Genomic DNA, 25,802 nt, shown 5'->3' on the forward strand with positions numbered 1-25,802 from the left:
CCCCGTCACTGCCTTGTTCTATTCGTTTCACGCCATGCGGCAGCCGGGCGGGCCGGCAGAACCGGCACCGCGTCGCCTCCTCACTTGACCAGGGTGCGCCACTCGGGGTGCGCCGAGGTCTTGCCGGTGACCAGGTCGAAATAAGCCTTCTGCAGCTTCTCGGTAACCGGGCCACGGCTGCCGATACCGATGGCACGGCCGTCGACTTCGCGAATCGGCGTGACTTCGGCGGCGGTACCGGTGAAGAAGGCCTCGTCGGCGATGTACACCTCGTCACGGGTGATGCGCTTCTCGATCACCGGGATGCCCAGCTCTTCGGCCAGGGTAAGGATGGTGCTGCGGGTGATGCCGTTCAGGCACGAGGTCACTTCCGGGGTGTACACCACACCGTTCTTGACCAGGAAGATGTTCTCGCCCGAGCCCTCGGCCACGTAGCCTTCCGGGTCCAGCAGCATGGCTTCGTCGGCACCGCCGGAAACGGCTTCCTGCAGGGCCAGCATCGAGTTGATGTAGTTGCCGTTGGCCTTGGCGCGGGTCATCGAGATGTTGACGTGGTGGCGAGTGAAGGAGCTGGTGCGCACCTTGATGCCCTTCTGCAGAGCCTCTTCGCCCATGTATGCGCCCCAGTGCCAGGCACCGACGATCACGTGGACCTTCAGGCTGTCGGCGCGGATGCCCATGCCTTCGGAGCCGTAGAACGCCATCGGGCGGATATAGGCGGTTTCCAGGTTGTTCTCGCGAACAGCGGCGCGGGTCGCTTCGTTGATCTCTTCCTTGGTGAACGGCAGCTTCATGTTCATGATGTGCGCCGAATCGAACAGGCGGTCGGTGTGTGCCTGCAGGCGGAAGATCGCCGTGCCTTCCGGCGTGTTGTAGGCGCGCACGCCCTCGAACACGCCCATGCCGTAGTGCAGGGTGTGGGTCAGAACATGGGTGGTCGCATCGCGCCACTGCACCAGTTCGCCGTCATACCAGATCACGCCATCACGATCGGCCATCGACATCGTTGCCAGCTCCTCAAGTATCCGCTTCGTTCATCGGTTCAACGGCGCCGGGCGGCTCGTCTGTGGCCGGCCGGCACTGCAATTCGGGGTATCTCGTCAGCTCAGGCCCAGCTCGCGCCAGACCCGCATCACGCCCTGCCGTTCACTGTGGAACTGCTCACCGGACACCTTGCCGGGCTGCTTCTGCAGGGCCTGACGGTGGGCGGCGGCGCGGTAGGCCTTGTAGGCATCCTGCAGCAGCGCGACATTCGTCGCCGGCATCAGACCGGCATCGCGCAGGCCGTCAAGAATGCGCATGTTGTCGGTGAAACGCAGCAGCTGCGGGTGCTCCCGGGACCACGCCAGGGCCGCGTATTGCACCATAAATTCAATATCGACGATACCTCCGGCGTCCTGCTTCAGATCGAAGGAAACCGTCGGCTCGAAGGCATTCGCCGCCGTGCCGGCCGCGGTCGCTGGGCTGCCGAGGTTGTCGCGCATCTTCGCGCGCATCTCGCTGACTTCGCCCTGCAGGGTCGGCAGATCGCGCTCGCGACCGAGCACGCTGGCGCGCACCTGCTCGAACGCCGCACCGACTCGCGCGCAGCCGACCAGCACCCGCGCGCGCACCAGCGCCTGGTGTTCCCAGGTCCAGGCCTCGCCCTGCTGGTAGCGCTCGAAGGCGGCCAGCGAACTGACCAGCAGCCCCGCCGCCCCCGACGGACGCAGGCGCATGTCGACCTCGTAGAGCTGGCCCGAGGTGGTCTGGGTGGTCAGCAGGTGGATGATGCGCTGGCCGAGCCGGGCGAAGAACTGCGCGCCGTCGATCGGCTTGGCGCCATCGGTCTCGGCCTGCGAGTCGCCGTCATGGATGAACACCAGGTCGAGGTCCGAGCCGTGGCCCAACTCGATACCGCCGACCTTGCCGTAGCCAACGATGATGAAGTCCGGATCGCAGGCGCTGCCATCGGCGCGGCGCGGCACGCCGTGGCGGGCTACGGTGTAGCGCCAGGCCAAAGCCAGGGTCTGGGCAAGAATCGCCTCGGCCAGCCAGGTCAGGTAGTCACTGACCTTCATCAGCGGCAGGGTGCCGGCGATTTCCGAGGCCGCCACGCGCAGGCCGTGGGCCAGCTTGAAGTGGCGCAGGGCCTCCATCTGCTGTTCCAGGTCGTCCTCGGGAATTCGCGTCAGGCGCTCGCGCAGCTCGGCGGCCAGTTCCGGTGCCAGCGGCGGGTTGAACAGACGACCCTCATTGAGCAGCTCGTCGAGCAACAGCGGGAAGCGGGTGATTTGCTCGGCGATCCACGGGCTGGCCGCGCACAGGGTCAGCAGGCGCTTGAGCGCCAGCGGGTTCTCGGTGAGCAGCACCAGGTAGGCGGAGCGCCGCGCCACTGCCTCGATCAGCGGCAGCACGCGCTCGAGCACCAGATCGGGGTTGTCGTGCTCGACGGTCTGCGCCAGCAGGCGCGGGATGAAGGCATCCAGGCGCTCGCGACCGAGGCGCTGCATAGTGCGCACCTGCGAGCCGCCGCGCAGGTCGACCAGGCGCTTGAGCGCCGCGGCCGGCTCGCCGAAGCCGGCGTCGTCGAGCTGACGCGTCGCACTGTCCTCGTCCAGCGCTTCCTCCCACAAGGGCAGCCATTCGCTACCCACGCAAACCTCGGCCTCGACACCCTCCTCCTCGTCCGGGTCGGCGATGACCTGGCGGAAGTGCCACTCGATGCGCCCGCGCCAATACATCAGCCGCTCATGGAAGGCGCTCCAGCTGTCGAAGCCCATGATGAACGCCACTCGCGCCCGCTCGATGTCGTCAGCTGGCAGCATCTGCGTCTGGCGGTCGCCGATGGCCTGCAGGGCGTGCTCGGTGTAGCGCAGGAACTCGTAGCCCTGGCGCATCTCGTCGATGATCGGCGCCGGCAGGTAGCCCTGCCCTTCCAGCGTCGCCAGCACCTTGAGCAGCGGCCGCTGTTGCAGGCTGAGGTCGCGGCCACCGTGGATCAGCTGGAAGGCCTGGGCGATGAATTCGATCTCGCGGATACCGCCGGAGCCGAGCTTGATGTTCTCGCTCATGCCCTTGCGCCGCACTTCCTGCTGGATCAGCAGCTTCATCGCGCGCAGCGCCTCGATGGCGGAGAAATCCAGGTAACGGCGGTAGACGAACGGCCGCAGCATCTCCAGCAACTGCTTGCCGGCCGCCTGATCGCCGCCGACCACCCGCGCCTTGATCATCGCGTAGCGTTCCCAATCGCGGCCCTGGTCCTGGTAGTACTGCTCCAGCGCGTTGAAGCTGAGCACCAGCGCGCCGGCCGAGCCGTAAGGGCGCAGGCGCATGTCGACGCGGAAGACGAAGCCTTCGACGGTGATCGCATCCAGCGCCTTGATCAGGCGCTGGCCGAGGCGGATGAAGAATTCCTGGTTATCCAGCGAGCGCTTGACCCCTTCGGTTTCGCCACCCTCGGCATAGCCGAAGATCAGGTCGATGTCCGAGGACAGGTTGAGCTCGTGGGCACCGAGCTTGCCCATGCCGAGGATGACCATGTGCTGCGCCTCGCCCGTACGCCGCCCGATGGGCGTGCCGAACTGTTCGCAGTGACGCGGATAGAGCCAGTGATAGGCCAGGTCGATGCAGGCATCGGCGAGATCGGACAGATCGCGGCAGGTCTCGGCCAGGTCGGCCTGACGAGTGACATCGCGCCAGACGATGCGCACCTGCTGGCGATTGCGGAAACGCCGCAGGCGGCGGCCCAGCTCGTCCTCGTCGCCGCAGCCGTCGAGCGCCGCCTGCAGCTGCCGACGCATTTCGCCCGCGGTGAACGCACGCTCCAGCTCGCCACTCTCGGCCAGCGCGGGCAACAGCTGCGGATCACGCACCGCCTGCTCGTGAACGAAGTCGCTGGCGGCGCAGACGCGCAGCAACGCGTCCTGCCGCTGTACCGGCCAGGAGGCGGGCAATTGCAGGGCGTGGGCGCGATCAGCGAGGGGTTTGAGGGCAGCCGGCAAAGCGGCGAGTGACGGCAAGCTCATGGTCTATCCTTGAGGGCGGAAAGCGCGGACCTGCCTCTGGCAGCTGCCGCTTTCCACCAGCAATTTATTGTAGTTTTACTACTAAAGATTGTGTCCCAGGCGCTGCATCAGCCGTCTTTTTGTAGTAAAACTACAGAAGAACAGCCGGTCGAACCCGGCCAACAATGACTTTGCGTCGCCCGCCCAAAAAGTGGGCACGACCCCAGGCTTTCGATTCTGGAAGCCTTTCCGCCCTGGAGCAAGCCATGCAAGACCTCGATCCCGTCGAAACCCAGGAATGGCTGGAAGCCCTCGAATCGGTTCTCGACAAAGAGGGCGAAGATCGCGCCCACTACCTGCTGACCCGCATGGGTGAGCTGGCTACCCGCAGCGGCTCACAACTGCCGTATGCGATCACCACGCCGTACCGCAACACCATTCCGCTGACCCACGAAGCACGCATGCCTGGCGACCTGTTCATGGAACGCCGCATTCGCTCGCTGGTGCGCTGGAACGCGCTGGCCATGGTCATGCGCACCAACCTGAAAGACTCCGACCTGGGCGGCCACATTTCCAGCTTCGCTTCCTCGGCGACGCTGTACGACATCGGCTTCAACTACTTCTTTCAGGCGCCCACCGAAGAGCACGGTGGCGACCTGATCTTCTTCCAGGGCCACGCTTCCCCCGGCGTCTATGCCCGCGCCTTCATGGAAGGTCGCATCAGCGAAGAGCAGATGAACAACTTCCGCCAGGAAGTCGACGGCCAGGGCCTGTCGTCGTACCCGCACCCCTGGCTGATGCCCGACTTCTGGCAGTTCCCCACCGTGTCCATGGGCCTGGGCCCGATCCAGGCGATCTACCAGGCGCGCTTCATGAAATACCTGGAAGCACGCGGCTTCATCCCGGCCGGCAAGCAGAAGGTCTGGTGCTTCATGGGCGACGGCGAGTGCGACGAGCCGGAATCCCTCGGCGCGATTTCCCTGGCGGGCCGCGAGAAGCTGGACAACCTGATCTTCGTCATCAACTGCAACCTGCAGCGCCTCGACGGCCCGGTGCGCGGCAACGGCAAGATCATCCAGGAACTCGAAGGCGTGTTCCGCGGTGGCGGCTGGAACGTCAACAAGGTGGTCTGGGGCCGCTTCTGGGACCCGCTGCTGGCCAAGGATGTCGACGGCATCCTGCAACGCCGCATGGACGAAGTCATCGACGGCGAATACCAGAACTACAAGGCCAAGGACGGTGCGTTCGTCCGTGAGCACTTCTTCAACTCGCCGGAACTCAAGGCGATGGTCGCCGACCTGTCCGACGACGAGATCTGGAAGCTCAACCGTGGCGGCCACGACCCGTACAAGGTCTATGCGGCCTACCACCAGGCGGTCAACCACAAAGAGCAGCCGACCGTGATCCTGGCCAAGACCGTCAAGGGTTATGGCACTGGCGCGGGCGAAGCGAAGAACACTGCGCACAACACCAAGAAGGTCGATGTCGACAGCCTCAAGCAGTTCCGCGACCGCTTCGACATCCCGGTACAAGATGACCAGCTGGAAAACCTGCCGTTCCTCAAGCCGGAAGCCGGCAGCGCCGAAGCGCGCTACCTGAGCGAGCGCCGCGCCGCCCTCGGTGGTTTCGTGCCGCAGCGCCGGGCCAAGAGCTTCAGCATTCCGACACCGCCACTGGACACCCTCAAGGCCATCCTCGACGGCTCCGGCGACCGCGAAATCTCCACCACCATGGCCTTCGTGCGCATCCTCGCGCAGCTGGTCAAGGATAAGGACATCGGCTCGCGCATCGTGCCGATCATCCCGGACGAAGCGCGCACCTTCGGCATGGAAGGCATGTTCCGCCAACTGGGCATCTACTCCTCGGTCGGCCAGCTCTACGAGCCGGTGGATAAGGACCAGGTGATGTTCTACCGCGAGGACAAGAAGGGCCAGATCCTCGAGGAAGGCATCAACGAAGCGGGCGCCATGAGCTCCTTCATCGCCGCCGGCACCTCGTACTCCAGCCACAACCAGCCGATGCTGCCGTTCTACATCTTCTATTCGATGTTCGGCTTCCAGCGCATTGGCGACCTGGCCTGGGCCGCTGGCGACAGCCGCACCCGAGGCTTCCTCATCGGCGGCACCGCCGGGCGCACCACGCTCAACGGCGAAGGCCTGCAGCACGAGGACGGCCACAGCCACATGCTGGCCGCGACCATCCCCAACTGCCGCACCTATGACCCGACCTACGGCTACGAGCTGGCGGTGATCATCCAGGACGGCATGAAGAAGATGACCGAGGAACAGCAGGACGTCTTCTACTACATCACCGTGATGAACGAGTCCTACCAGCAGCCGGCGCTGCCCGAAGGTGCCGAGGCCGGCATCATCAAGGGCATGTACCTGCTCGAAGAGGACAAGAAGGAAGCCGCGCACCATGTGCAGCTCCTCGGTTCCGGCACCATCCTGCGGGAAGTGCGCGAAGCGGCGAAGATCCTGCGTGACGAGTTCAATGTCGCCGCCGACGTATGGAGCGTCACCAGCTTCAACGAACTGCGCCGCGACGGCCTGGCCGTGGAGCGCAGCAACCGCCTGCATCCGGGCCAGAAGCCGAAGAAAACCTACGTGGAAGAATGCCTGGGCGGCCGTCAGGGCCCGGTGATCGCCTCCACCGACTACATGAAGCTGTTCGCCGAACAGATTCGTCAGTGGGTGCCGAGCAACGAATTCAAGGTTCTCGGCACCGACGGCTTCGGCCGCAGCGACAGCCGCAAGAAGCTGCGCCACTTCTTCGAAGTGGATCGCAACTGGGTGGTCCTGGCCGCCCTGGAAGCCCTCGCCGACCGCGGTGATATCGAACCCAAGATCGTGGCCGAGGCCATCGTCAAGTTCGGCATCAACCCGGAAAAACTCAACCCACTGGACTGCTAAGGAGCGAAACGATGAGTGAATTGATTCGCGTACCCGACATCGGCAGCGGTGAGGGTGAAGTTATCGAGTTGTTCGTCAAGGTCGGCGACCGTATCGAAGCCGACCAGAGCCTGCTGACCCTGGAGTCCGACAAGGCCTCCATGGAAATCCCCGCGCCGAAATCCGGCGTGGTGAAGAGCCTGAAGGTGAAGCTCGGCGACCGCCTGAAAGAGGGCGACGAGCTGCTGGAACTGGAAATCGAAGGCGCGGCGGCTGAAGCCCCTGCAGCCCCGACCGAAGCACCCGCGGAAGCACCCAAGGCGCCAGCAGAGGCCCCGGCTGCCGCTGCCGCACCCGCCGCTGCGGCAGCGCCCGCCAGCAGCAGCGTGCAGGACATCCACGTTCCGGATATCGGTTCGGCAGGCAAAGCCAAGGTCATCGAAGTGCTGATCAAGGCTGGCGACAGCGTCGAGGCCGACCAGTCGCTGATCACCCTGGAGTCCGACAAGGCCTCCATGGAGATCCCCTCGCCCGCAGCCGGCATCGTGGAAGAGGTCTTGGTCAAGCTGGACGCCGAAGTCGGCACCGGCGACCTGATCCTCAGGCTCAAGGTTGCAGGCGCTGCCGCAGCGCCGGCACCCGCCCCCGCCGCGGCACCTGCTGCGCCGGCCAGCCCGGAAGTGCATCGGGTTCCGGAAGGCGCCGCGCCACACGTGGCCGCCGAAGTGCGGGCGATTGCCGCGCTGTCCGCTGCCGCTGCGGAAACCTCCGCGCCCAAGCGCGATGGCAGCAAGGTGCATGCAGGCCCGGCCGTGCGTATGACCGCGCGCGAGTTCGGCGTCGAGCTGGCCGCCGTCACCGGCACCGGCCCGAAAGGCCGCATCCTCAAGGAGGACGTGCAGGCCTACGTCAAGACCATGCTGCAGAAGGCCAAGAGCGCTCCGGCAGCGGGTGCGACCGGCGGCGCCGGCATTCCGCCGATCCCGGAAGTCGACTTCAGCAAGTTCGGTGAAATCGAAGAAGTGGCGATGACCCGCCTGATGCAGGTCGGCGCTGCCAACCTGCATCGCAGCTGGCTCAACGTGCCGCATGTGACCCAGTTCGACTCGGCCGACATCACCGAGCTGGAAACCTTCCGCGTGGCGCAGAAGGCCGTGGCCGAGAAGGCCGGGGTCAAGCTCACCGTGCTGCCACTGCTGCTCAAGGCCTGTGCTTACCTGCTGCGCGAGCTGCCGGACTTCAACAGCTCGCTGGCGCCGTCCGGCAAGGCCGTGATCCGCAAGAAGTACGTGCACATCGGTTTCGCCGTGGACACCCCGGACGGCCTGCTGGTCCCGGTAATCCGCGACGTCGACAAGAAGAGCCTGCTGCAGCTGGCGGCCGAAGCGGCCGAACTGGCCGAGAAGGCGCGCACCAAGAAGCTCTCGGCCGATGCCATGCAGGGTGCCTGCTTCACCATCTCCAGCCTTGGCCACATTGGCGGCACCGGCTTCACGCCGATCGTCAACGCGCCGGAAGTGGCGATCCTCGGCGTGAGCAAGGCGACCATCCAGCCGGTGTGGGACGGCAAGGCCTTCCAGCCCAAGCTGATGCTGCCGCTGTCGCTGTCCTACGATCACCGCGTAATCAACGGCGCCGCCGCGGCGCGCTTCACCAAACGCCTCGGCGAAGTACTGGGCGATATCCGCACCATGCTGCTGTAAGCCGATCCAGGTTGTGCTTTGAGGCTCGACGCCTCTTCCCCTCAGCCCCGCCCAGTGCGGGGCTTTTTTTGTCCGTCGTTTTCCGCTGCCGGGCAGTGATGCAGAAAACCGCCCAGCGCACAGGCGCCTCACGCCTGACGTGCTAGGGTGACTCCGACCGCGCCGCAGCAGGCGCACAGGAGCCGGGGCGATGGACGTGCGGATCGAACAGGTAGACGGCGAATCGCCACAATGGCGCGTCTACCTCAATACCTTCTTCATCATCTGCGACAGCGCCGAAGCCGCACAGGAACTGGCGCAGCGGGCCAGCGCCAGCAACGCCGAGCTGTTTCGCAAAGCGATGAACAGCCATCGCCAGCGCAAGGAAAGCGAACCGTTCTGCCTGCTCTAGGCAAACGACTGACTCAGATAGCACAAGGCCCGGAAAACCGGGCCTTGTCATGTTCGTCGGCACCCTCCGGGCACTCAGCTCTTCTGCAGGTTGCGAATCAGGAAGGTGATCGCCTTGGCCAGCTCGGCGGCGCCCTGGTGATCACGCAGCACCCGGATCCACGGGCTGCCGTCGGCCGGGTTCTTCAGTTCGCAGACGATACCGGTGGCCGGGCAGTCGTAGTGGATGTACGGATCGAGGCCGAACACCGACAGGCGTTGATTGCTCACCGCCAGCGAAGTCCCCTGCTCGGCGCGCGACTCTTCGCGTACCGCCAGCTCCCCCGGCGCGGTGACGCTCAGCTGGTAACGCAGGTCGCTGCGCTGTGGCTTGCCCACCTGGTAGGCGGCGCGCAGGGCGTAGGAATCGAGCAGCGCATTGCTGTGCGCGAGCAGCGCGGTGCGTTCATTCTTGGTCAGGTACAGGCGCTTGAGTTCTGCCAGATAACGCGCCTGCTCTTCGCCGCTGAGCTGGGCCTCGACCGCTGCTGCCACGGAGGGCCCGCCGCCGCCCAGGGCCAGCAACAGCAATAACCCGCTCAGTCTTCTTGTCAGTCCCAGCTGCATAATGCACCCTTGCCGAACTTTGGTTGATAGAACCAGGCCGAGGGCCTGAACCGTGCCAGCATACTGGAAGCCCACCGCTTGATGAAAAGCCATCCCGATGCCGCTAGCCGTAAGGCGGCCGAGGTTGTGACGCAGTTGCCAGTGCCTTCGCGCCTGGGCATGTTGCGTTTCGAGCGCTTGAACGAGCCAAGCTGGGCCCTGCTGTTCCTCGACCCCGCCTGCGAACGCCAGCTCGGCGTCGCCGCCAGCGACCTCTGCGCGCTGATCGATTCGCCCTACGCCAGCCTGATGGAACCCGAAGCACGCTACCGCCTGCACGACGAGATCCAACAGCAGCTCGCCAGCGCGCCGCACTACACGGTGCGCTACAAACTGCACGGCCCGCAGGGCACGCTGAACCTGCTGGAGATCGGTGAACTGTTCCAGCAACGCGGCCGCGAACTGTTGCGCGGCTACCTGATCGTCGGCGCCGCCGATGCCACGGACACCCCGGAACAGCAACGCCAGAGCGAGCTGGAAGCACAGAACGTGCGCCTGCAGACCTCGCTCGACCTGTACCAGCGCTCCCAGGAAGACCACCTGCAGCACCTGATCCGCTCGCGCGCGCAGCAGAGCCTGATCGTGCGCCTGGCCCGTCATCGCTATGCCTCGCTGGACCCGCTCAAGGAAGCTGCCGAACTGATCACCCAGGCCGCCTGCGAGGCCTACGACGTGGCCCGCGCGGGCATCTGGCTGCTGCAGGAGCAGCGCATGGAACCGGTGGCCCTGTACCGCCGCGACATCGACCGCCACGAACAACCCGCCGCGCTCGACGTTTCGCCCTACCCGCGTTACTTGGAAGCCCTGCACAGCGGCCGCGCCATCGACGCCCACGAGGCGCAGCGCGACCCGCGGACCAAGGAGCTGACCAAGAGCTACCTCAAGCCCCAGGGCATCACCGCCCTGCTCGACGCCAGCATCCGCATCGGCGGCGAGATGGTCGGCGTGCTGTGCCTGGAGCATGTCGGCGCGCCGCGGGTGTGGCAGACCGACGAGATCGCCTTCGCCGGCGAGCTGGCCGACCAGTTCGCCCAGGTCATGAGCAACCAGCAGCGGCGCGATGCAACCAGCGCCCTGCACCTGTTCCAGCGCGCCGTCGAGCAGAGCGCCAGCGCCTTCCTGCTGATCGACCGTGACGGCCGCGTCGAGTACGCCAACCCGAGCTTCACCTCGATCACCCAGTACAGCGGCGACGAAGTTCACGGCCGGCGCATCTCCGAACTGCCGGCCCTGGAAAACCTCGGCGACCTGCTGTTCGACGCCAACTCCGGCCTCGCCGAGCGCAACAGCTGGCAGGGCGAGTTCCGCAGCCGGCGCAAGAACCTCGAGCCCTACTGGGGCCAGCTGTCGATCTCCAAGGTGTACAACGACGACGGCGAGCTGACGCACTACATCGGCATCTACGAAGACATCACCCAGAACAAGCTGGCCCAGCAGCGCATCGAGCGCCTGGCCTACAACGACAACCTCACTGGCCTGGGCAACCGCCCGTACTTCATCCGCGGCCTGGAAGAGCGTTTTGCGCGCAACAACGGCCGGCCGTTCAGCCTGCTGCTGGTGGACATCGACAACTTCAAGCGGATCAACGACAGCCTCGGTCACCAGACCGGCGACAAGCTGCTGATGAACCTGGCGCGGCGCCTGCGCAACAGCCTGAGCCAGGGCACCAGCCTGGCGCGCTTCGCCAGCAACGAATTCGCCGTGCTGCTCGACGGTGCCGACGAGGGCGCCGGCCTGGTGCTGGCCGCCGAGCTGCTGCACACCCTGGACAAGCCGCTGTTCGTCGACAACCAGCTGATCAACGTCACCGGTTCGGTCGGCCTGGCCTGCGCGCCGCGCCACGGCGATGACCCGCACACGCTGATGAAGCATGCCGGTCTTGCCCTGCACAAGGCCAAGGCCAACGGCAAGCACCAGGTGCAGGTGTTCACCGAGGCGCTCAACGCCGAGGCGCACTACAAGCTGTTCGTCGAGAACAACCTGCGCCGCGCGCTGACGCAGAACGAGCTGGAGGTCTACTACCAGCCCAAGCTGTGCCTGCGCACCGGCCAGCTCACCGGCCTGGAAGCCCTGCTGCGTTGGCTGCACCCGGAAAAAGGCATGATCAACCCGGACCAGTTCATCAGCGTCGCCGAGGAAACCGGGCTGATCATCCCCATCGGCAAGTGGGTCGCGCGCCAGGCCTGTCGGGTCAGCATGGAGCTGGCGGCACTCGGGCTGGGCGAGGTGCAGGTGGCGATCAACCTGTCGCCCAAGCAGTTCACCGACCCCGATCTGGTCGGCTCGATCGCCGCGATCCTCGACGAGGAGCAACTGCCGCCGCACCTGCTGGAACTCGAACTCACCGAGAGCCTGCTGCTCGAAGGCAGCGACGACACCCGCCAGCAGGTGGCGCGCCTCAAGGCTCTGGGCCTGACCCTGGCGATGGACGATTTCGGCACCGGCTACTCGTCGCTGAGCTACCTGAAGAAATTCCCCATCGACGTGATCAAGATCGATCGCAGCTTCATCAAGGACATCCCGGAAAACCAGGACGACATGGAAATCACCTCCGCGGTGATCGCCATGGCCCACAACCTCAAGCTCAAGGTCGTCGCCGAAGGCATCGAGACGCCTGCGCAGCTGGCCTTCCTGCGCCGGCAGAAATGCGACGTCGGCCAGGGCTACCTGTTCGACCGGCCGATCCCCAGCCGCGAGCTGACCGAACGCCTGCGCCGCTACCCTTGCCGCGGCGCCTGATCGCCGCCATCTAGTCTGTTCCTGTAGTCGGCAGCGCTCGCCAGCACTGCGCTGATAGCGCAACGCCACTAGCCCCCGCTGCGCACGATGCGCTATAACCCGCCCTCATAGCCGAACCGAGGAATCATCATGGTCCTGCGCTCGCAAATTCTCGCTCACAAACTCGAACTGCCAACCGCCGAACAAGCCCTGCCCGGCCGCGACACGCCTCAGGCGGTGCCGGCCGCACACTTCGTCAATGGCAACGCGCTGACGGCGCCCTTCCCCGCCGGCCTGCAGCAGGCGGTGTTCGCCCTCGGCTGTTTCTGGGGCGCCGAGCGGCGCTTCTGGCAGCAGCCGGGCGTGTGGAGCACGGCAGTCGGCTACGCCGGCGGCCATACGCCGAACCCGACCTACGAGGAAGTCTGCTCCGGTCTGACCGGCCACACCGAGGTGGTGCTGGTGGTGTTCGACCCGCAGCAAACCAGCTTCGATGCCCTGCTCAAGGTGTTCTGGGAGGCGCACAACCCGACCCAGGGCATGCGCCAGGGCAACGATGTCGGCACCCAGTACCGCTCTGCGATCTACTGCCAGGACGACGCTCAGCTGCACGCGGCACTGGCCAGCCAGGCGCGCTTCCAGGCGCAACTTGCAGACGCCGGCTTCGGCGCGATCACCACGGAGATCGCCAAGGCCCCGACGTTCTACTACGCCGAGACCTATCACCAGCAGTACCTGGCGAAGAACCCGGCCGGCTACTGCGGCCTGGGCGGCACCGGCGTGTGCCTGCTGCCCTGATCCACACCCGGCTTAAATAACCCGAACCGGCCGCCTGCGTGGCGGCCTAACAAGAACCCGTGTCTCCCCGCTTCGTCGAGCCAGGCATGCCAGAAACGCCCGTCTACATCGACCCCGAGCAACTGTGCATCGGCCTCTACATCCAGCTCGACCTGGGCTGGTGGGAGCACGACTTCACCTTCAACAAATTCAAGATCAAGGACGAGGGCCAGCTCAAGGCCCTGCGCGCGCTCGGCCTCAAGCGCATGCGCTACGACCCTGCGCGCAGCGACTGCGAGCCGCTGCCACTGCAGGTCGAAGCGCCACCGCCAATCGAAGAACCGCCTCCCGTCGAAGTGCCGCCCAGCCCGGAAGAAATCGCCCGCCAGGCCCGCGCGGCCAAACTGAGCATGCTGCGCAAGCGCCTGGCCGAAGTGGACCGGCGTTTCGTCCAGGCCAGCCAGCGGGTCAAATCGCTCAACCAGACCCTGCGCGCGCAACCCGAGGAAGCCCTCAAGCAGGCCGGCGTGGTGGTCAGCGAACTGGTCGAGACGGTGCTCGGCGAAGACGGCGCGGCGCTGCACAGCATCAATGGCAAGGGCAGCGACGACGCCTACTTCCACCCGCTCAACGTCACCGTGCTGTCGGTGCTGCTCGGTCGCCAGCTCGGCCTCAACGCCGAGGCCTGCCACACCCTCGGCCTCGGCGCGCTGCTGCACGACATGGGCAAGCTGGAGATCCCCAGCAAGGTGCTGCTCAAACCCGAGCCGCGCACCCGTGCGGAACAACAGTTTTTCCAGCTGCACACCGAGTACGGCCTGCGTCGCGCCCAGCAACTGATGCTCGACGACGAGGTGCAGCGGATCATCCACGAGCACCACGAGAACTGCGATGGCAGCGGCTACCCGCGCCAGCTGCACGAGCCGGAGATCGGCCGGCTGAGCCGGATCGTCGCCATCGCCAACCACTTCGACAACCTGTGCACGCCGCTCAACCCGCGGGACGGCCTGAGCCCGCACGAGGCGTTGTCGCGGATGTTCGCCCAGCGCCAGCTGTTCGACGAAGTCGCGCTCAAGGCCTTCATCCGCTGCATGGGCGTCTACCCGCCGGGCAGCCTGGTGCAGCTGGAAGACGAGCGCTACGGCCTGGTGCTCGGCATGCACCCGACCCTGCCGCTGAAACCGACGCTGATCCTCTACGACGCTGGCGTGCCCAAGGAAGAGGCGCTGATCGTCAACCTCGAGCACGAACCGCAGCTGGCCATCGCCCGCAGCGTACGCCCGGCGCAACTGCCGGCGGCCGAGCTGGAGTACCTCAATCCGCGCCAGCAACTGAGCTACTACGTCGCCCCCCGCCAGCCGCGCCGCTGAAATTCGGTGGCCTGTGCCACACCTCGCCGATGGTCGCAGTGCGCACGTAACAAAGCTGCGTTATGGTCGCGCCTCACCGCGGCCCCTGTAGCTGCGAGATGGACATTCGCAGTCATCTGACCGAGGTTTTCCGATGAAGATGTTTCTCAGCGGCCTGGCACTGGCCCTGCTGACCGGCAACGCCATTGCCGCCACCGACGGCCCCGTGCTGATCAAGTTCTCCCACGTGGTCGCCGACGACACACCCAAGGGCCAGGGCGCCCTGCTGTTCAAGAAGCTGGTCGAGGAGCGCCTCGGCGAACAGGTCCGCGTCGAGGTGCACGCCAACTCCAGCCTGTACGGCGATGCCAACGAACTGCAGGCGCTGCTGAACAACGACGTCCAGCTGCTGGCACCGTCACTGTCAAAATTCAGCCAGTACACACCCAAGCTGCAGGTGTTCGACCTGCCCTTCCTGTTCGACGACCTCGACGCGGTCAACCGCTTCCAGAAGCGCGCCAAGGGTCGCCAGCTGCTCAGCGCCATGGAAAAGCGCAACATCACCGGCCTGGCCTATTGGCACAACGGCATGAAACAGCTCTCCGCCACCCAACCGCTGCAGAGCCCGGCGGCGGCCAAGGGTCTGGCCTTCCGCATCCAGTCCTCGCCGGTCCTGGAGAGCCAGTTCCAGATCCTCGGCGCCAAGGCGGTCAAGCTGCCGTTCGCCGACACCCTGCCAGCGCTGCGCAGCGGCACCGTGCAAGGCACCGAGAACAGCTGGTCGAACCTCTATAGCCAGCAGTACGCCCCGGTGCAGCCGTACATGGTGGAGAGCAACCACGGCGTGCTCGACTACATGCTGGTGAGCAATAGCAAGTTCTGGTCGTCGCTGCCATACAGCGTGCGCATCGAACTGGACGCGATCATCGACGAGGTCACCTACGCGGTGAACAACGCCGCCGAAGCACAGAACCGCGAGGCCCGCGAGCAGCTCGCCGCCAGCGGCAAGGTCAACCTGATCACCCTCTCCGCCCAGGAGCGCGACGCCTGGCGCAAGGCCATGCAGCCGGTATGGAAGCAGTTCGAGGGGGAAATCGGCGCCGACATCGTGCACGCCGCCGAGCAGGTCAACCGCCGCAGCAACTGAGCAGCTGGTCGCTCATCCGGGGCAACGCCGGATGACGTACCAGTCGGCAGGCCAACGCCACCGGGCGGGAACCCGGACTCGCGCCGCAGGGTCCATCTGCGGAACGAGCAGTCCCCGTTCCCCTACCCCGCGAGGTCTGCCATGCCTGCTCCCTCAGCCTTTCCGCTGTCCCGTTCCCTCGGCCTGCTGGCCTGCCTGAGCCTGCCGAGCCAGGCCGCCGAATGGCGCGTCACCACCTTCCTCGATGAGTTCGACGGTGCCTGTACCGCGCAGCACTGCTCCCTGCGCGAGGCCATCGCCGCGGCCAATGCCACCCCCGAGAGCCCCGCGGTGGTTCGCCTGGGTGTCGGCACCTATGTGCTGAGCCTGGCCAATGCCAGCAACGCGCAAGGCCTGCCCCGCGAAGAAGACGCCAACCGCGTCGGCGATCTCGACCTGCTGGGTCAGGTCAGCCTGATCGGTGCCGGCCCGGCGCAAACGCTGATCAACGGCGCGCGCCTCGACCGCCTGATCGACGTCCAGCCCGGCGCCAACCTCAGCCTGCGCAGCCTGACCCTGACCGGTGGAAGCACGCTGTACGACGGCGGCGGCGTGCGCAACCGCGGCACCCTGCACCTGCTGGATGTGACCCTGAGCGACAACCGCGCCTACGCCCACATCAACGGCGTGCCGAGCCGTGGCGGCGCGCTGGCCAACTTCACCACGGCACAACTGCACCGCGTGCGGGCACAGAACAACCTGGTGGATGGTGGCGACATGACCATGGGCCAGGGCGGCGCCCTGTTCAACGCCGGCACGCTGCTGATGCGCGACAGCCGCATCGAGTTCAACCGCTGCGTCGATTACCACGAAGTGGGCATGGGCTGCGGCCTGTTCAACCAGGGCACGGCGGACCTGGCACGGGTGGCACTGATCGGCAACCGCAGCATGCCGGACGGCATGGGCGGCGCCATCCTCAACCTGGGCACCCTGACCCTGACCAACGCCACCCTGAGCGATAACTACAGCGGCGACAAAGGCGCCGCGCTGGACAACGGCAACCGCTACAACCCGCAGCCGAGCGGTACGCCCAGCGCCACGCTGAGCCACGTGACCATCGCCGACAACGACGGTTACGGCCTGCTCAACCACGACGGTACGGTCAGCGTGCGCAATGCCATCATCGCGGGCAACCGCCAGCGCGAAACCGACGAGCCGCGCAACTGCCACCAGCAGGACAGCGCCATCGCCCTCAACGTGCGCGGCCTGCTGCTCGGCAGCGACGCCGGCAACTGCGTCGGCAGCCTCAGCGTGGACAACCACCAGGTGCTCACCCGGCAGCTGTTTGCGCTGGCTGAAAACAACGGCACGGTGGCCCACGCCTTGCGCCGCACCAGCGCCGCCCTGGACAGCGCCGAGGGTGCCTGCCCGCAATACGATCAGCGCGGCCTGACCCGGCCGCGCGATGGTGATGGTGACGGCATCGCCCGCTGCGACCTGGGCGCGTTCGAGCGCGCCGGACCCTAGGGCCTAGCCGGCAGAAGGCTTGGCGAAGGGAACGCGAAGTATCGGGCTTGCGTAAGGTGCGCCACGCGCACCACAGGCCCGCAGATGATCCCGGTGCGCATGGCGCACCCTACGCAGAGCACGGCGCGGCGGCCGCGTCAGCAGAGTCGCGTCATTCGGCAATGAGCCAATCCAGGCGCCAGTCACCGTGGCTCTGCGCCAGCTTGCCAGCCAGCCACGGCAGCAGCTCACGCAGCTCCTCTTCCAGGCCCCACGGCGGATTGGCGATGGCCAGGCCCGAGCCGCTCAGGCGCGTGGCGTCGTCGGGGGCGTGGACGAACAGTTCGACGCGCAGCAGCTTGGGCGCGCTGGATTTCTCCAGGCCCTGGTAGAAGCGCCGCAGCTGGCGTGCATCCTTGATCGGGTACCAGATGGCGACCACGGTCTGGCGCATGCGGCCGATGGTTTCCTCGAGCGCGCTGACGCAGCGTTCCAGCTCGTCGGCCTTCTCGAAAGGCGGGTCGATCAGCAGCAGAGCGCGTTTCTCCGGCACGGGCAGCAGCGCCCGCGGCACGTGCCAGCCTTCGCCCAGGTGCACGGCCACGCGACGGTCGCGCTTCATGTTGTCCTTGAGCAGCTGGCCGTCCTGCGGGTGCTTTTCGTTGAGCAGCACGCGGTCCTGCAGGCGCGTCAGCTGGCGCGCCAGCTCCGGCGAGCCGGGGTAGTAGCGCAACTGGCCATCCGGGTTGAGCGCGTGCAGCACGCCAAAATAGTCGACGCTCAGCTCCGGCAGATCGGGGGCATCCCACAGACGGGCGATGCCGTCCAGCCATTCGCCGGTACGGCTGGCCTCGTCACCCTTGAGGTCATACAGGCCGACGCCAGCATGGCTGTCGAGGCAGACGAACGGCGCCTCCTTGCGGGACAGCAGGGCGATGATGCGGCTGAGGACGAGGTGCTTGAGCACGTCGGCGTGGTTGCCGGCGTGGAAGGCGTGACGGTAGTTCATGCAGCGATTTCCAGGGGACGGGGGGCGCGAAGACGCGAATTGTAGCCCGAAGGATGGACGACCACAGGTTCTACCGCTTTATCACGCTCATGGATGTTGCTGTGCGCGGTTAATTCACGAAGCTAGACTCCGCGCATTCCACCGGAGGTATATCCATGTCCGAGTCCCTGCTCAGTTCCCGCAACCTGGCCTTCGAGCTCTATGAAGTGCTGGATGCCGAAGCCCTGACCCAGCGCGAGCGCTTCGCCGACCACAACCGCGAGACCTTCGACGCCGCGATCGGCACCGCCCGTGGCATCGCCGAAGAACTGTTCGCCCCGCACAACCGCAAGAACGACGAGCACGAGCCGCAGTACGTGGACGGCGCCGCCGTGCTGATCCCGGAAGTCGAGCCGGCCCTGCGCGCCTTCCACGACGCCGGCTTTCTCAATGCCACGCGCGACTTCGAGGCCGGCGGCATGCAGCTGCCCAACCTGCTGTCCCAGGCCTGCTTCGCCCACTTCCAGTCGGCCAACGCCGCCACCAGCTCCTACTCGATGCTGACCATGGGCGTGGCCAACCTGATCGATGCCTTTGGCAGCGACGAGCAGAAGCGCACCTACCTGCAGCCGATCATCGACGGTCGCTTCTTCGGCACCATGGCCCTGACGGAGCCGCATGCCGGCTCGTCGCTGTCGGACATCCGCACCAAGGCCGAGCCGCACGCCGACGGCAGCTACCGGATCAAGGGCAACAAGATCTTCATCTCCGGCGGCGACCAGCCGATCTCGGAGAACATCGTGCACATGGTTCTGGCCAAGCTGCCGGACGCCCCCCCCGGGGTCAAAGGCATCTCGCTGTTCCTGGTGCCGAAGTTCCTGGTCAACCAGGACGGCAGCCTGGGCAAGCGCAACGACGCCCTGCTAGCGGGCCTGTTCCACAAGATGGGCTGGCGCGGCACCACCTCCACCGCGCTGAACTTCGGCGATAACGACGACTGCGTCGGCTACCTGATCGGCAAACCGCACGCCGGCCTGTCGTACATGTTCCAGATGATGAACGAGGCGCGCATCGGCGTCGGCATGGGCGCGGTGATGCTTGGCTACGCCGGCTACCTGTACTCGCTGGACTACGCCCGTGAACGCCCGCAGGGCCGTCAGCCGGATGGCAAGGACCCGGCCTCCAAGCAGATCGCCATCGTCGAGCACGCCGACGTGCGGCGCATGCTGCTGACCCAGAAGGCCTACGTCGAAGGCGCATTCGACCTCGGCCTGTACGCCGCCCGGCTGTTCGATGACACCGAGACCTTGCCCACCGAGGAAGAGCGCAAGACCGCGCTGGAGCTGCTCGACCTGCTCACGCCGATCGTCAAATCCTGGCCATCGGAGTTCTGCCTCAAGGCCAACGAACTGGCGATCCAGATTCTCGGCGGCCACGGCTATACCCGTGAATACCCGGTGGAGCAGTACTACCGCGACAACCGCCTCAACCCGATCCACGAAGGCACCCACGGCATCCAGTCGCTCGACCTGCTCGGGCGCAAGGTGTCGATGAACGGCGGCGCCGCGCTCAAGCAACTGGTCAAGCTGATCCAGGACTGCTGCCAGCGCGCCAGTCAGCATGAAAGCCTGAACGCCCTGCGCCAGCCGCTGGAGCAACTGCTGGCACGCCTGTCGGCGGTGACCCTGGCGCTGCTCGGCGACCTGATGCAGGGCAAGGTCAATCAGGGCCTGGCCAACTCGGCGCTGTACCTCAAGGTGTTCGGCCACACGGTGATCGGCTGGCGCTGGCTGGAACAGGCGATCCGCGCCGAAGAGGGCCTGGCTCGCGTGCATGCCGGCCAGGGCGACAGCGCCGATGGTGACTTCTACCAGGGCAAGCTGCAGGCCGCACGCTACTTCCTGACCTGGGAAGTGCCAAGCTGCCACCACGACCTGGCGCTGCTCGAAGCCCGCGACGACACCTGCCTGAGCATGCAGAACGCCTGGTTCTGACGCGACGATTCACCCCTTTCATGCCCCGTGCACATGCGGGGCTTTTTTTCGCCTGCGCAAACCTGACACAGCCCCACGGCCCGCCCTACGCAACAGCGTCATCAACCACCCGTGACGTCAAGGCAACCCAGGGTGGGCGACGCCGTTCTCCTCCACCCTGCGCCCCGAGGGGGGCGGATGGAGCGCGGGCTTCGCGCCCCTCCACACCCTACGATTCAGCCCCTGAGCGCACGGCCCGCAAGCGCCTTCCCCATTCCAGCCCCCCCACGATTAACTGCTTGAACGGGCTCGCCCGCGCGTGGCGGATTTATTCGGCAAAGGCGCTTGCGGGCGGCGCCAGGTCGCGGGTTAGAATCGGGCTGGCATGCACGCTGCATGCGCCCCGCGATCGCCTTACCCCTTCTTGCCTGGAGCCTCGCCCGTGGACGCTGCCACCATCAATAGCCTGTTCCTGATCGGCGCGTTGCTGGTGGGCGCAAGCATTCTGGTGAGTTCGGTGTCGTCGCGCCTGGGCATCCCGATTCTGGTGATCATCCTCGCCGTCGGCATGATCGCCGGTGTCGACGGCCCCGGCGGCATCGGCTTCAGCAACTACCCGATGGCCTACCTGGTCGGCAACCTGGCGCTTGCAATCATTCTCCTCGACGGCGGTTTGCGCACGCGGGTCTCCAGCTTCCGTGTGGCGCTCTGGCCGGCGCTGTCGATGGCCACGGTCGGCGTGCTGATCACCACCGGCCTGACCGGCATGGCCGCGGCCTGGCTGTTCGACCTGAACATGATGCAGGGCCTGCTGATCGGCGCCATCGTCGGCTCCACCGACGCCGCGGCGGTGTTCTCCCTGCTCGGCGGCAAGGGCCTCAACGAGCGGGTCACGGCGACCCTGGAAATCGAATCGGGCAGCAACGACCCGATGGCGGTGTTCCTCACCGTGACCCTGATCGACATGCTCGCCAAGGGCCAGAGCGATTTCAGCATCGCCTTCGTCGGCCACCTGCTCAGCGAATTCGGCATCGGCGCCCTGCTCGGCCTCGGCGGCGGCTGGGTGCTGCTGCAACTGATCAACCGCGTCAGCCTGCCCAACGGTCTCTACCCGCTGCTGGTGGTCAGTGGCGGCCTGCTGGTGTTCGCCCTGACCAACTTCATGCACGGCAGCGGCATTCTCGCCGCCTACCTGTGCGGCCTGGTGCTGGGCAACCGGCCGATCCGCTCGCGCCACAGCATCCTGCACATGCTCGACGGCATGGCCTGGCTGGCGCAGATCGGCATGTTCCTCGTGCTCGGCCTGTTGGTCACCCCGCATGACTTGCTGCCCATCGCCATTCCGGCCCTGGGCCTGGCGCTGTGGATGATCCTCTTCGCCCGCCCGCTTTCGGTGCTGATCGGCCTGTTCCCGTTCCCCGCCTTCCACGACCGCGAGAAGATCTTCATCGCCTGGGTCGGCCTGCGCGGCGCGGTGCCGATCATTCTCGCGGTGTTCCCGATGATGGCCGGCCTGGAGCACTCGCAGCTGTACTTCAACCTGGCCTTCTTCATCGTCCTGGTGTCGCTGCTGCTGCAGGGTGCCAGCCTGCCGCTGGCGGCCAGGCTGCTGCGCGTCACCGTACCGCCGCAGCCGGCACCGATTTCCCGTGCCGGCCTGGAGATCCACCCGACCAGCGAGTGGGAGCTGTTCATCTACCGCCTGGGCGCCGAAAAGTGGTGCATCGGTGCACCGCTGCGCGAGCTGAAAATGCCCGACGGCACGCGCATCGCCGCGCTGTTCCGCGGCACCGAACTGCTGCACCCGTCCGGCAGTACCACCCTGGAGGCCGCCGACATCCTCTGCGTGGTCGGCCACGAACACGACCTGCCGGCCCTCGGCAAGCTGTTCAGCCAGGCGCCGCAGCGCAGCCAGGACCTGCGTTTCTTCGGTGACTTCGTTCTGGAGGCCGACGCCCAGTTGGCTGCCATCGCCACGCTGTACGGCCTCAAGCTGGACGACGTCGACGGGCAGATGCCGCTAGGTCGCTTCATCGCCCACGAGATCGGTGGCCAGCCGATTCTCGGCGACCAGGTGGAATGGAACGGCCTGACCTGGACCGTGGCCCTGATGGAAGGGAACAAGGTGCGCAAGGTCGGCGTCAGATTCCCCGAAGGCCAGGCCAAGCCCGGCCTGTTTCTCTGAGAGCCTGAGTCGCCTCTGCGGCGCGCCGGACGTGTGGGGGCAATCCACCCGCATGACACGCAGCGACGAGATGGCGCACCGGCTCAACTGGCGTACGACAATTCGGCAGCAGTTCGATCCACGCTGCCGTCTGCCTGACATATCATTAGCCGCACCTTTCTGCCCGAGCCGCCCGTCGCGACCATGTCTTCCCTGCGCACGCTTTGCACCGCCACCCTCCTCGGACTCTTTCTGTTCGCCAGCCCCCTGAGCGCCGCCGAAGCACCGTCCGCCGAGGCGGTGCAGCGCAGCCTCGACACCCTCGCCGAGCGCAAGCTGGCCGAGCCGGAGCTGAAGGTTGTCCAGCAGAACCTGGAGCAGACCCTGACCTTTCTGGCCAACCAGGCGGACAGCGAGAAGCGCCTGGCCGAGCTCAAGCGTCAGCTCGCCGACGCGCCGCGGCAGATCGCCGACGCCCAGCGCGAGTACGGCCGCCTCAAGGCCAGCGAGCCCGCCAATGCCCTGCAACGCTACGGCAAGTCCAGCGCACTGCAGCTCGACGCCCTGCTCAACCAGCGCGCCAACCAGCTCAGCGAGTGGCAGCAGGACCTGGCCGACGCCAACAGCCTGATCATCACCTCACAGACGCGCCCGGAGCGCGCCCAGGCGGAAATCAGCAGCAACCAGACCCGCACCCTGCAGATCGGCAACGCACTCAAGTCCGGCAAGGAAGGCGGCAAGCCGCTCAGCGCCGAACAGCGCGACCGGCTCAACGCCGAAGCCGCCGCGCTCGCCGCGCAGACCGAGCTACGCCGCCAGGAACTGGTCGGCAACAGCCTGCTGCAAGACCTCGGCAATGCCCGCCACGACCTGCTCGCCGAGCGCATCCGCCGCCTCGAACAGGAAATCCTCGACCTGCAGTCGCTGATCAACGACAAACGCCGGGAAAGCTCCGAGCAGACCGTCGCCGAGCAGTCCCGCGAAGCGCAAAAGGCCACCCCGGATAGCCTGATCGCACAGGAAAGCGCGACCAATCTGAAGATCTCCGACTACCTGTTGCGCGCCACCGACCGCCTCAACGAACTGACCCGCCTGAACCTGCAGACCAAGCAGCAGCTGGACAACGTCAGCCAGGCCGACCAGGCGCTGGAGGAACAGATCAGTGTGCTCAAGGGCAGCCTGCTGCTGTCGAAGATCCTCTACCAGCAGAAGCAGGCGCTGCCGCACCTGGAGATGGACAGCAACCTGACCGACGAGATCGCCGATATCCGCCTCTACCAGTTCGAGCTGGGGCAGATGCGCGACACCCTGGCCAACCTGCCGGCCTACGTCGACGGCCTGCTGGCGACCCAGACCGCCGAGCAGGCCACGCCGGAACTGCGCGCCACGCTGATGCAGCTGGCCACCACGCGCACCGAGCTGCTTGACCGCCTGGGCCGCGAATTCAACGCCCTGCTCAACGAGTCGATCACCCTGCAGCTCAACCAGAAACAGCTGCAGGACACCGCCAGCGCGCTACGCAAGACCCTCGAAGAACAGATGTTCTGGATTCCCAGCAACAAGCCGCTGGACCTCGCCTGGCTGCGCCTGGCCCCCGACTACCTGCAACAGCAGCTCAGCGCCCTGCCGTGGGGCTCGGCGCTACAGGAAATCAGTGCAGGCCTGATCGACCGCCCCTGGTTTTTTCTTCCCTTGCTGCTGCTGATCGGCGCCCTGCTGTGGCGCCGCAGCTGGCTGTACGACAAGCTCGTGCGCCTGCACGAGGACATCGGCCACTACAAGCGTGACAGCCAGCTGCACACGCCTCTGGCGATCTTCATCAACATTCTGCTGGCCCTGCCGGTCAGCCTGTTCCTCGCCCTTGGCGGTCTGGCCCTGCGCATCGACGCCCGCGGGCAGAACGCCGCGTTCGGCGGCGCGCTGCTGGAAATGGCCCAGGCCTGGCTGGTGTTCTACACCCTGTACCGCATCCTCTCGCCCGGCGGCGTGGCCGAGCTGCACTTTCGCTGGGCACGGCCACAGGTCGCCTACCTCGCCCGCCAGGTGCGCGCCCTCGGCCTGGTGGTGCTGGCCCTGGTCGCCGTGGTCACCGTCGCCGAGCACCAGCCGGCCGCACTGGCCAAGGACGTGATCGGCATCGTCGTCGTCCTCACCTGCTTCGGCCTGATGACCTGGCTGATGAGCAAGCTGCTGCTGGCCGGGCCGATGCGTGAACACGCCTCGCCGTTCCGCCTGCTGATCGGCCTGGCATTCACCGCCCTGCCGGTGGCGCTGATGATCGCGGTCGGTTTCGGCTACTACTACACCGCGCTGAAACTCACCGAGCGCCTGATCGACACCCTGTACCTGCTGACCCTGTGGCTGATCGTCGAGGCCGCCTTCACCCGTGGCCTGACCGTCGCCGCGCGGCGCCTGGCCTACCAGCGCGCCCTGGCCAAGCGCCAGGCGCAGCCCAAGGAAGGCCTGGAAGGCAACGAGGTGGCCACCGAAGAACCGAAGCTGGACATCGATCAGATCAACCAGCAGTCACTGCGCCTGATCCGCCTGGCCCTGCTCGGCACCTTCATCGCCTGCCTGTACTGGGTGTGGTCGGACCTGCTCAGCGTGTTCACCTACCTCGACAACATCAACCTCTATCAATACAGCAGCGGCACCGCCGATGCCGCGACCATGGTGCCGATCAGCCTGCTCGACGTACTCGGCGCGCTGATCATCGTCGGCATCACCGTGGCCCTGGCCAGCAACCTGCCGGGCCTGCTCGAGGTCCTCGTGCTGTCACGCCTGTCGCTGGCCCAGGGCAGCGCCTACGCCACCACCACGCTGCTGTCCTACGCCATCAGCGGCATCGGCTTCGTCAGCGCGCTGTCCACCCTCGGCGTCAGCTGGGACAAGCTGCAGTGGCTGGTCGCCGCGCTGTCGGTGGGTATCGGTTTCGGCATGCAGGCGATCTTCGCCAACTTCATCTCCGGGCTGATCCTGCTGTTCGAGCGCCCGGTGCGCATCGGCGACCTGGTGACCATCGGCACCGTCACCGGCACGGTCAACCGCATCCGCATCCGCGCCACCCACATCACCGACAGCGACCGCAAGGAAGTGGTGGTGCCCAACCAGATCCTGCTCACCAGCCAGCTGATCAACTGGACGCTGACCGACACCATCACGCGCATCGTGCTGGTGTTCAACGTCAACCAGGGGGCCGATCTGGAGCTGGTGCGCAAGCTGCTGCTGCAGGCCACCCAGGAAAACAGCCGGGTGCTGCGCGAGCCGGCGCCCAACGTGCAGCTGAAGACCTATGGCGCCACCGCGCTGGAGCACGAGCTCAAGGTCTACGTACGCGAGCTGGGCGACCGCGGCCTGGCCACCGACGAGCTGAACCGCCGCGTCGACCAGCTGTTCAAGGAAAACGGCATCAACCTCGCCGGCACACCGAAGATGGACATCACCTTCCACCGCAGCAGCGACAACAAGCTGCTCGCCCACGAAGACGACATCAGCGTGCCGGACGCCGAGCCGAAGCCGAGTTGATCCGCGCGGCAGAACGCCGCTCGTGAGGCTCACCGCCAGGCAGAACGCTGGCGGTAAACCG

The 25,802-nt window shown here is 66.2% G+C and carries 15 protein-coding genes; 11 read left to right on the forward strand and 4 right to left on the reverse strand.

Translation table 11 applies throughout. The features are described from left to right. Positions 1 to 80: 80 nt before the first annotated feature. The gene (locus IB229_RS07305) at positions 81 to 1,004 is read right to left on the reverse strand and encodes a branched-chain amino acid transaminase (protein ID WP_192326410.1); all 924 of its coding nucleotides are present in this window, start codon (positions 1,002 to 1,004) and stop codon (positions 81 to 83) included. Between the two features lie 96 nt (positions 1,005 to 1,100). Next, on the reverse strand, positions 1,101 to 4,007 hold the full coding sequence (glnE, locus tag IB229_RS07310) for a bifunctional [glutamate--ammonia ligase]-adenylyl-L-tyrosine phosphorylase/[glutamate--ammonia-ligase] adenylyltransferase (RefSeq protein WP_192326412.1): 2,907 nt from the start codon (positions 4,005 to 4,007) through the stop codon (positions 1,101 to 1,103). Positions 4,008 to 4,252: 245 nt separating this feature from the next. Here glnE and aceE point away from each other — a divergent pair, with 245 nt between their 5' ends. The 3 genes from aceE (at position 4,253) to IB229_RS07325 (ending at position 8,971) form a co-directional block, all read left to right on the forward strand. Then, on the forward strand, positions 4,253 to 6,898 hold the full coding sequence (gene aceE / locus IB229_RS07315; RefSeq protein WP_192326414.1) for a pyruvate dehydrogenase (acetyl-transferring), homodimeric type: 2,646 nt from the start codon (positions 4,253 to 4,255) through the stop codon (positions 6,896 to 6,898). 11 nt (positions 6,899 to 6,909) lie between these two features. After that, positions 6,910 to 8,580, forward strand: coding sequence for a dihydrolipoyllysine-residue acetyltransferase (aceF, locus tag IB229_RS07320; RefSeq protein ID WP_192326416.1), 1,671 nt, complete (start codon positions 6,910 to 6,912; stop codon positions 8,578 to 8,580). Positions 8,581 to 8,770: 190 nt separating this feature from the next. Then, a complete protein-coding gene (locus IB229_RS07325) occupies positions 8,771 to 8,971 on the forward strand; it encodes a hypothetical protein (RefSeq protein WP_192326418.1) in 201 nt (66 codons plus the stop codon). Between the two features lie 74 nt (positions 8,972 to 9,045). Here the strand turns inward: IB229_RS07325 and IB229_RS07330 are convergent, their stop codons facing one another. Further along, a complete protein-coding gene (locus IB229_RS07330) occupies positions 9,046 to 9,576 on the reverse strand; it encodes a hypothetical protein (RefSeq protein WP_192326419.1) in 531 nt (176 codons plus the stop codon). 81 nt (positions 9,577 to 9,657) lie between these two features. On the opposite strand from IB229_RS07330, the gene IB229_RS07335 reads away from it, so the two are divergent. The 5 genes from IB229_RS07335 (at position 9,658) to IB229_RS07355 (ending at position 17,112) form a co-directional block, all read left to right on the forward strand. Further along, complete coding sequence (locus IB229_RS07335; RefSeq protein ID WP_192326421.1) at positions 9,658 to 12,354, forward strand: putative bifunctional diguanylate cyclase/phosphodiesterase; 2,697 nt, start codon at positions 9,658 to 9,660, stop codon at positions 12,352 to 12,354. Positions 12,355 to 12,483: 129 nt separating this feature from the next. Continuing rightward, a complete protein-coding gene (msrA, locus tag IB229_RS07340) occupies positions 12,484 to 13,131 on the forward strand; it encodes a peptide-methionine (S)-S-oxide reductase MsrA (protein ID WP_192326423.1) in 648 nt (215 codons plus the stop codon). 86 nt (positions 13,132 to 13,217) lie between these two features. Beyond that, complete coding sequence (locus tag IB229_RS07345; RefSeq protein ID WP_192326425.1) at positions 13,218 to 14,480, forward strand: HD-GYP domain-containing protein; 1,263 nt, start codon at positions 13,218 to 13,220, stop codon at positions 14,478 to 14,480. Between the two features lie 133 nt (positions 14,481 to 14,613). After that, complete coding sequence (locus IB229_RS07350) at positions 14,614 to 15,606, forward strand: DctP family TRAP transporter solute-binding subunit (protein WP_192326427.1); 993 nt, start codon at positions 14,614 to 14,616, stop codon at positions 15,604 to 15,606. Between the two features lie 141 nt (positions 15,607 to 15,747). After that, entirely contained in the window at positions 15,748 to 17,112 is a 1,365-nt protein-coding gene (locus tag IB229_RS07355; protein ID WP_192326429.1) for a CSLREA domain-containing protein, read from the forward strand. 151 nt (positions 17,113 to 17,263) lie between these two features. On the opposite strand, the gene IB229_RS07360 is transcribed toward IB229_RS07355, so the two are convergent. Then, positions 17,264 to 18,100 carry a 23S rRNA (adenine(2030)-N(6))-methyltransferase RlmJ gene (locus IB229_RS07360; protein WP_192326431.1) on the reverse strand — a complete coding sequence of 279 codons (837 nt, stop codon included), beginning with the start codon at positions 18,098 to 18,100 and terminating at the stop codon, positions 17,264 to 17,266. 155 nt (positions 18,101 to 18,255) lie between these two features. Here IB229_RS07360 and IB229_RS07365 point away from each other — a divergent pair, with 155 nt between their 5' ends. The 3 genes from IB229_RS07365 (at position 18,256) to mscK (ending at position 25,741) form a co-directional block, all read left to right on the forward strand. Further along, a complete protein-coding gene (locus tag IB229_RS07365) occupies positions 18,256 to 20,073 on the forward strand; it encodes an acyl-CoA dehydrogenase (RefSeq protein WP_192326433.1) in 1,818 nt (605 codons plus the stop codon). 421 nt (positions 20,074 to 20,494) lie between these two features. Beyond that, positions 20,495 to 22,237, forward strand: coding sequence for a potassium/proton antiporter (locus IB229_RS07370; protein WP_192326435.1), 1,743 nt, complete (start codon positions 20,495 to 20,497; stop codon positions 22,235 to 22,237). Between the two features lie 183 nt (positions 22,238 to 22,420). After that, entirely contained in the window at positions 22,421 to 25,741 is a 3,321-nt protein-coding gene (gene mscK, locus IB229_RS07375; RefSeq protein WP_192326437.1) for a mechanosensitive channel MscK, read from the forward strand. Positions 25,742 to 25,802: the final 61 nt, after the last annotated feature.

Source organism: Pseudomonas sp. PDM14 (assembly GCF_014851905.1).
Lineage (GTDB): Bacteria > Pseudomonadota > Gammaproteobacteria > Pseudomonadales > Pseudomonadaceae > Aquipseudomonas.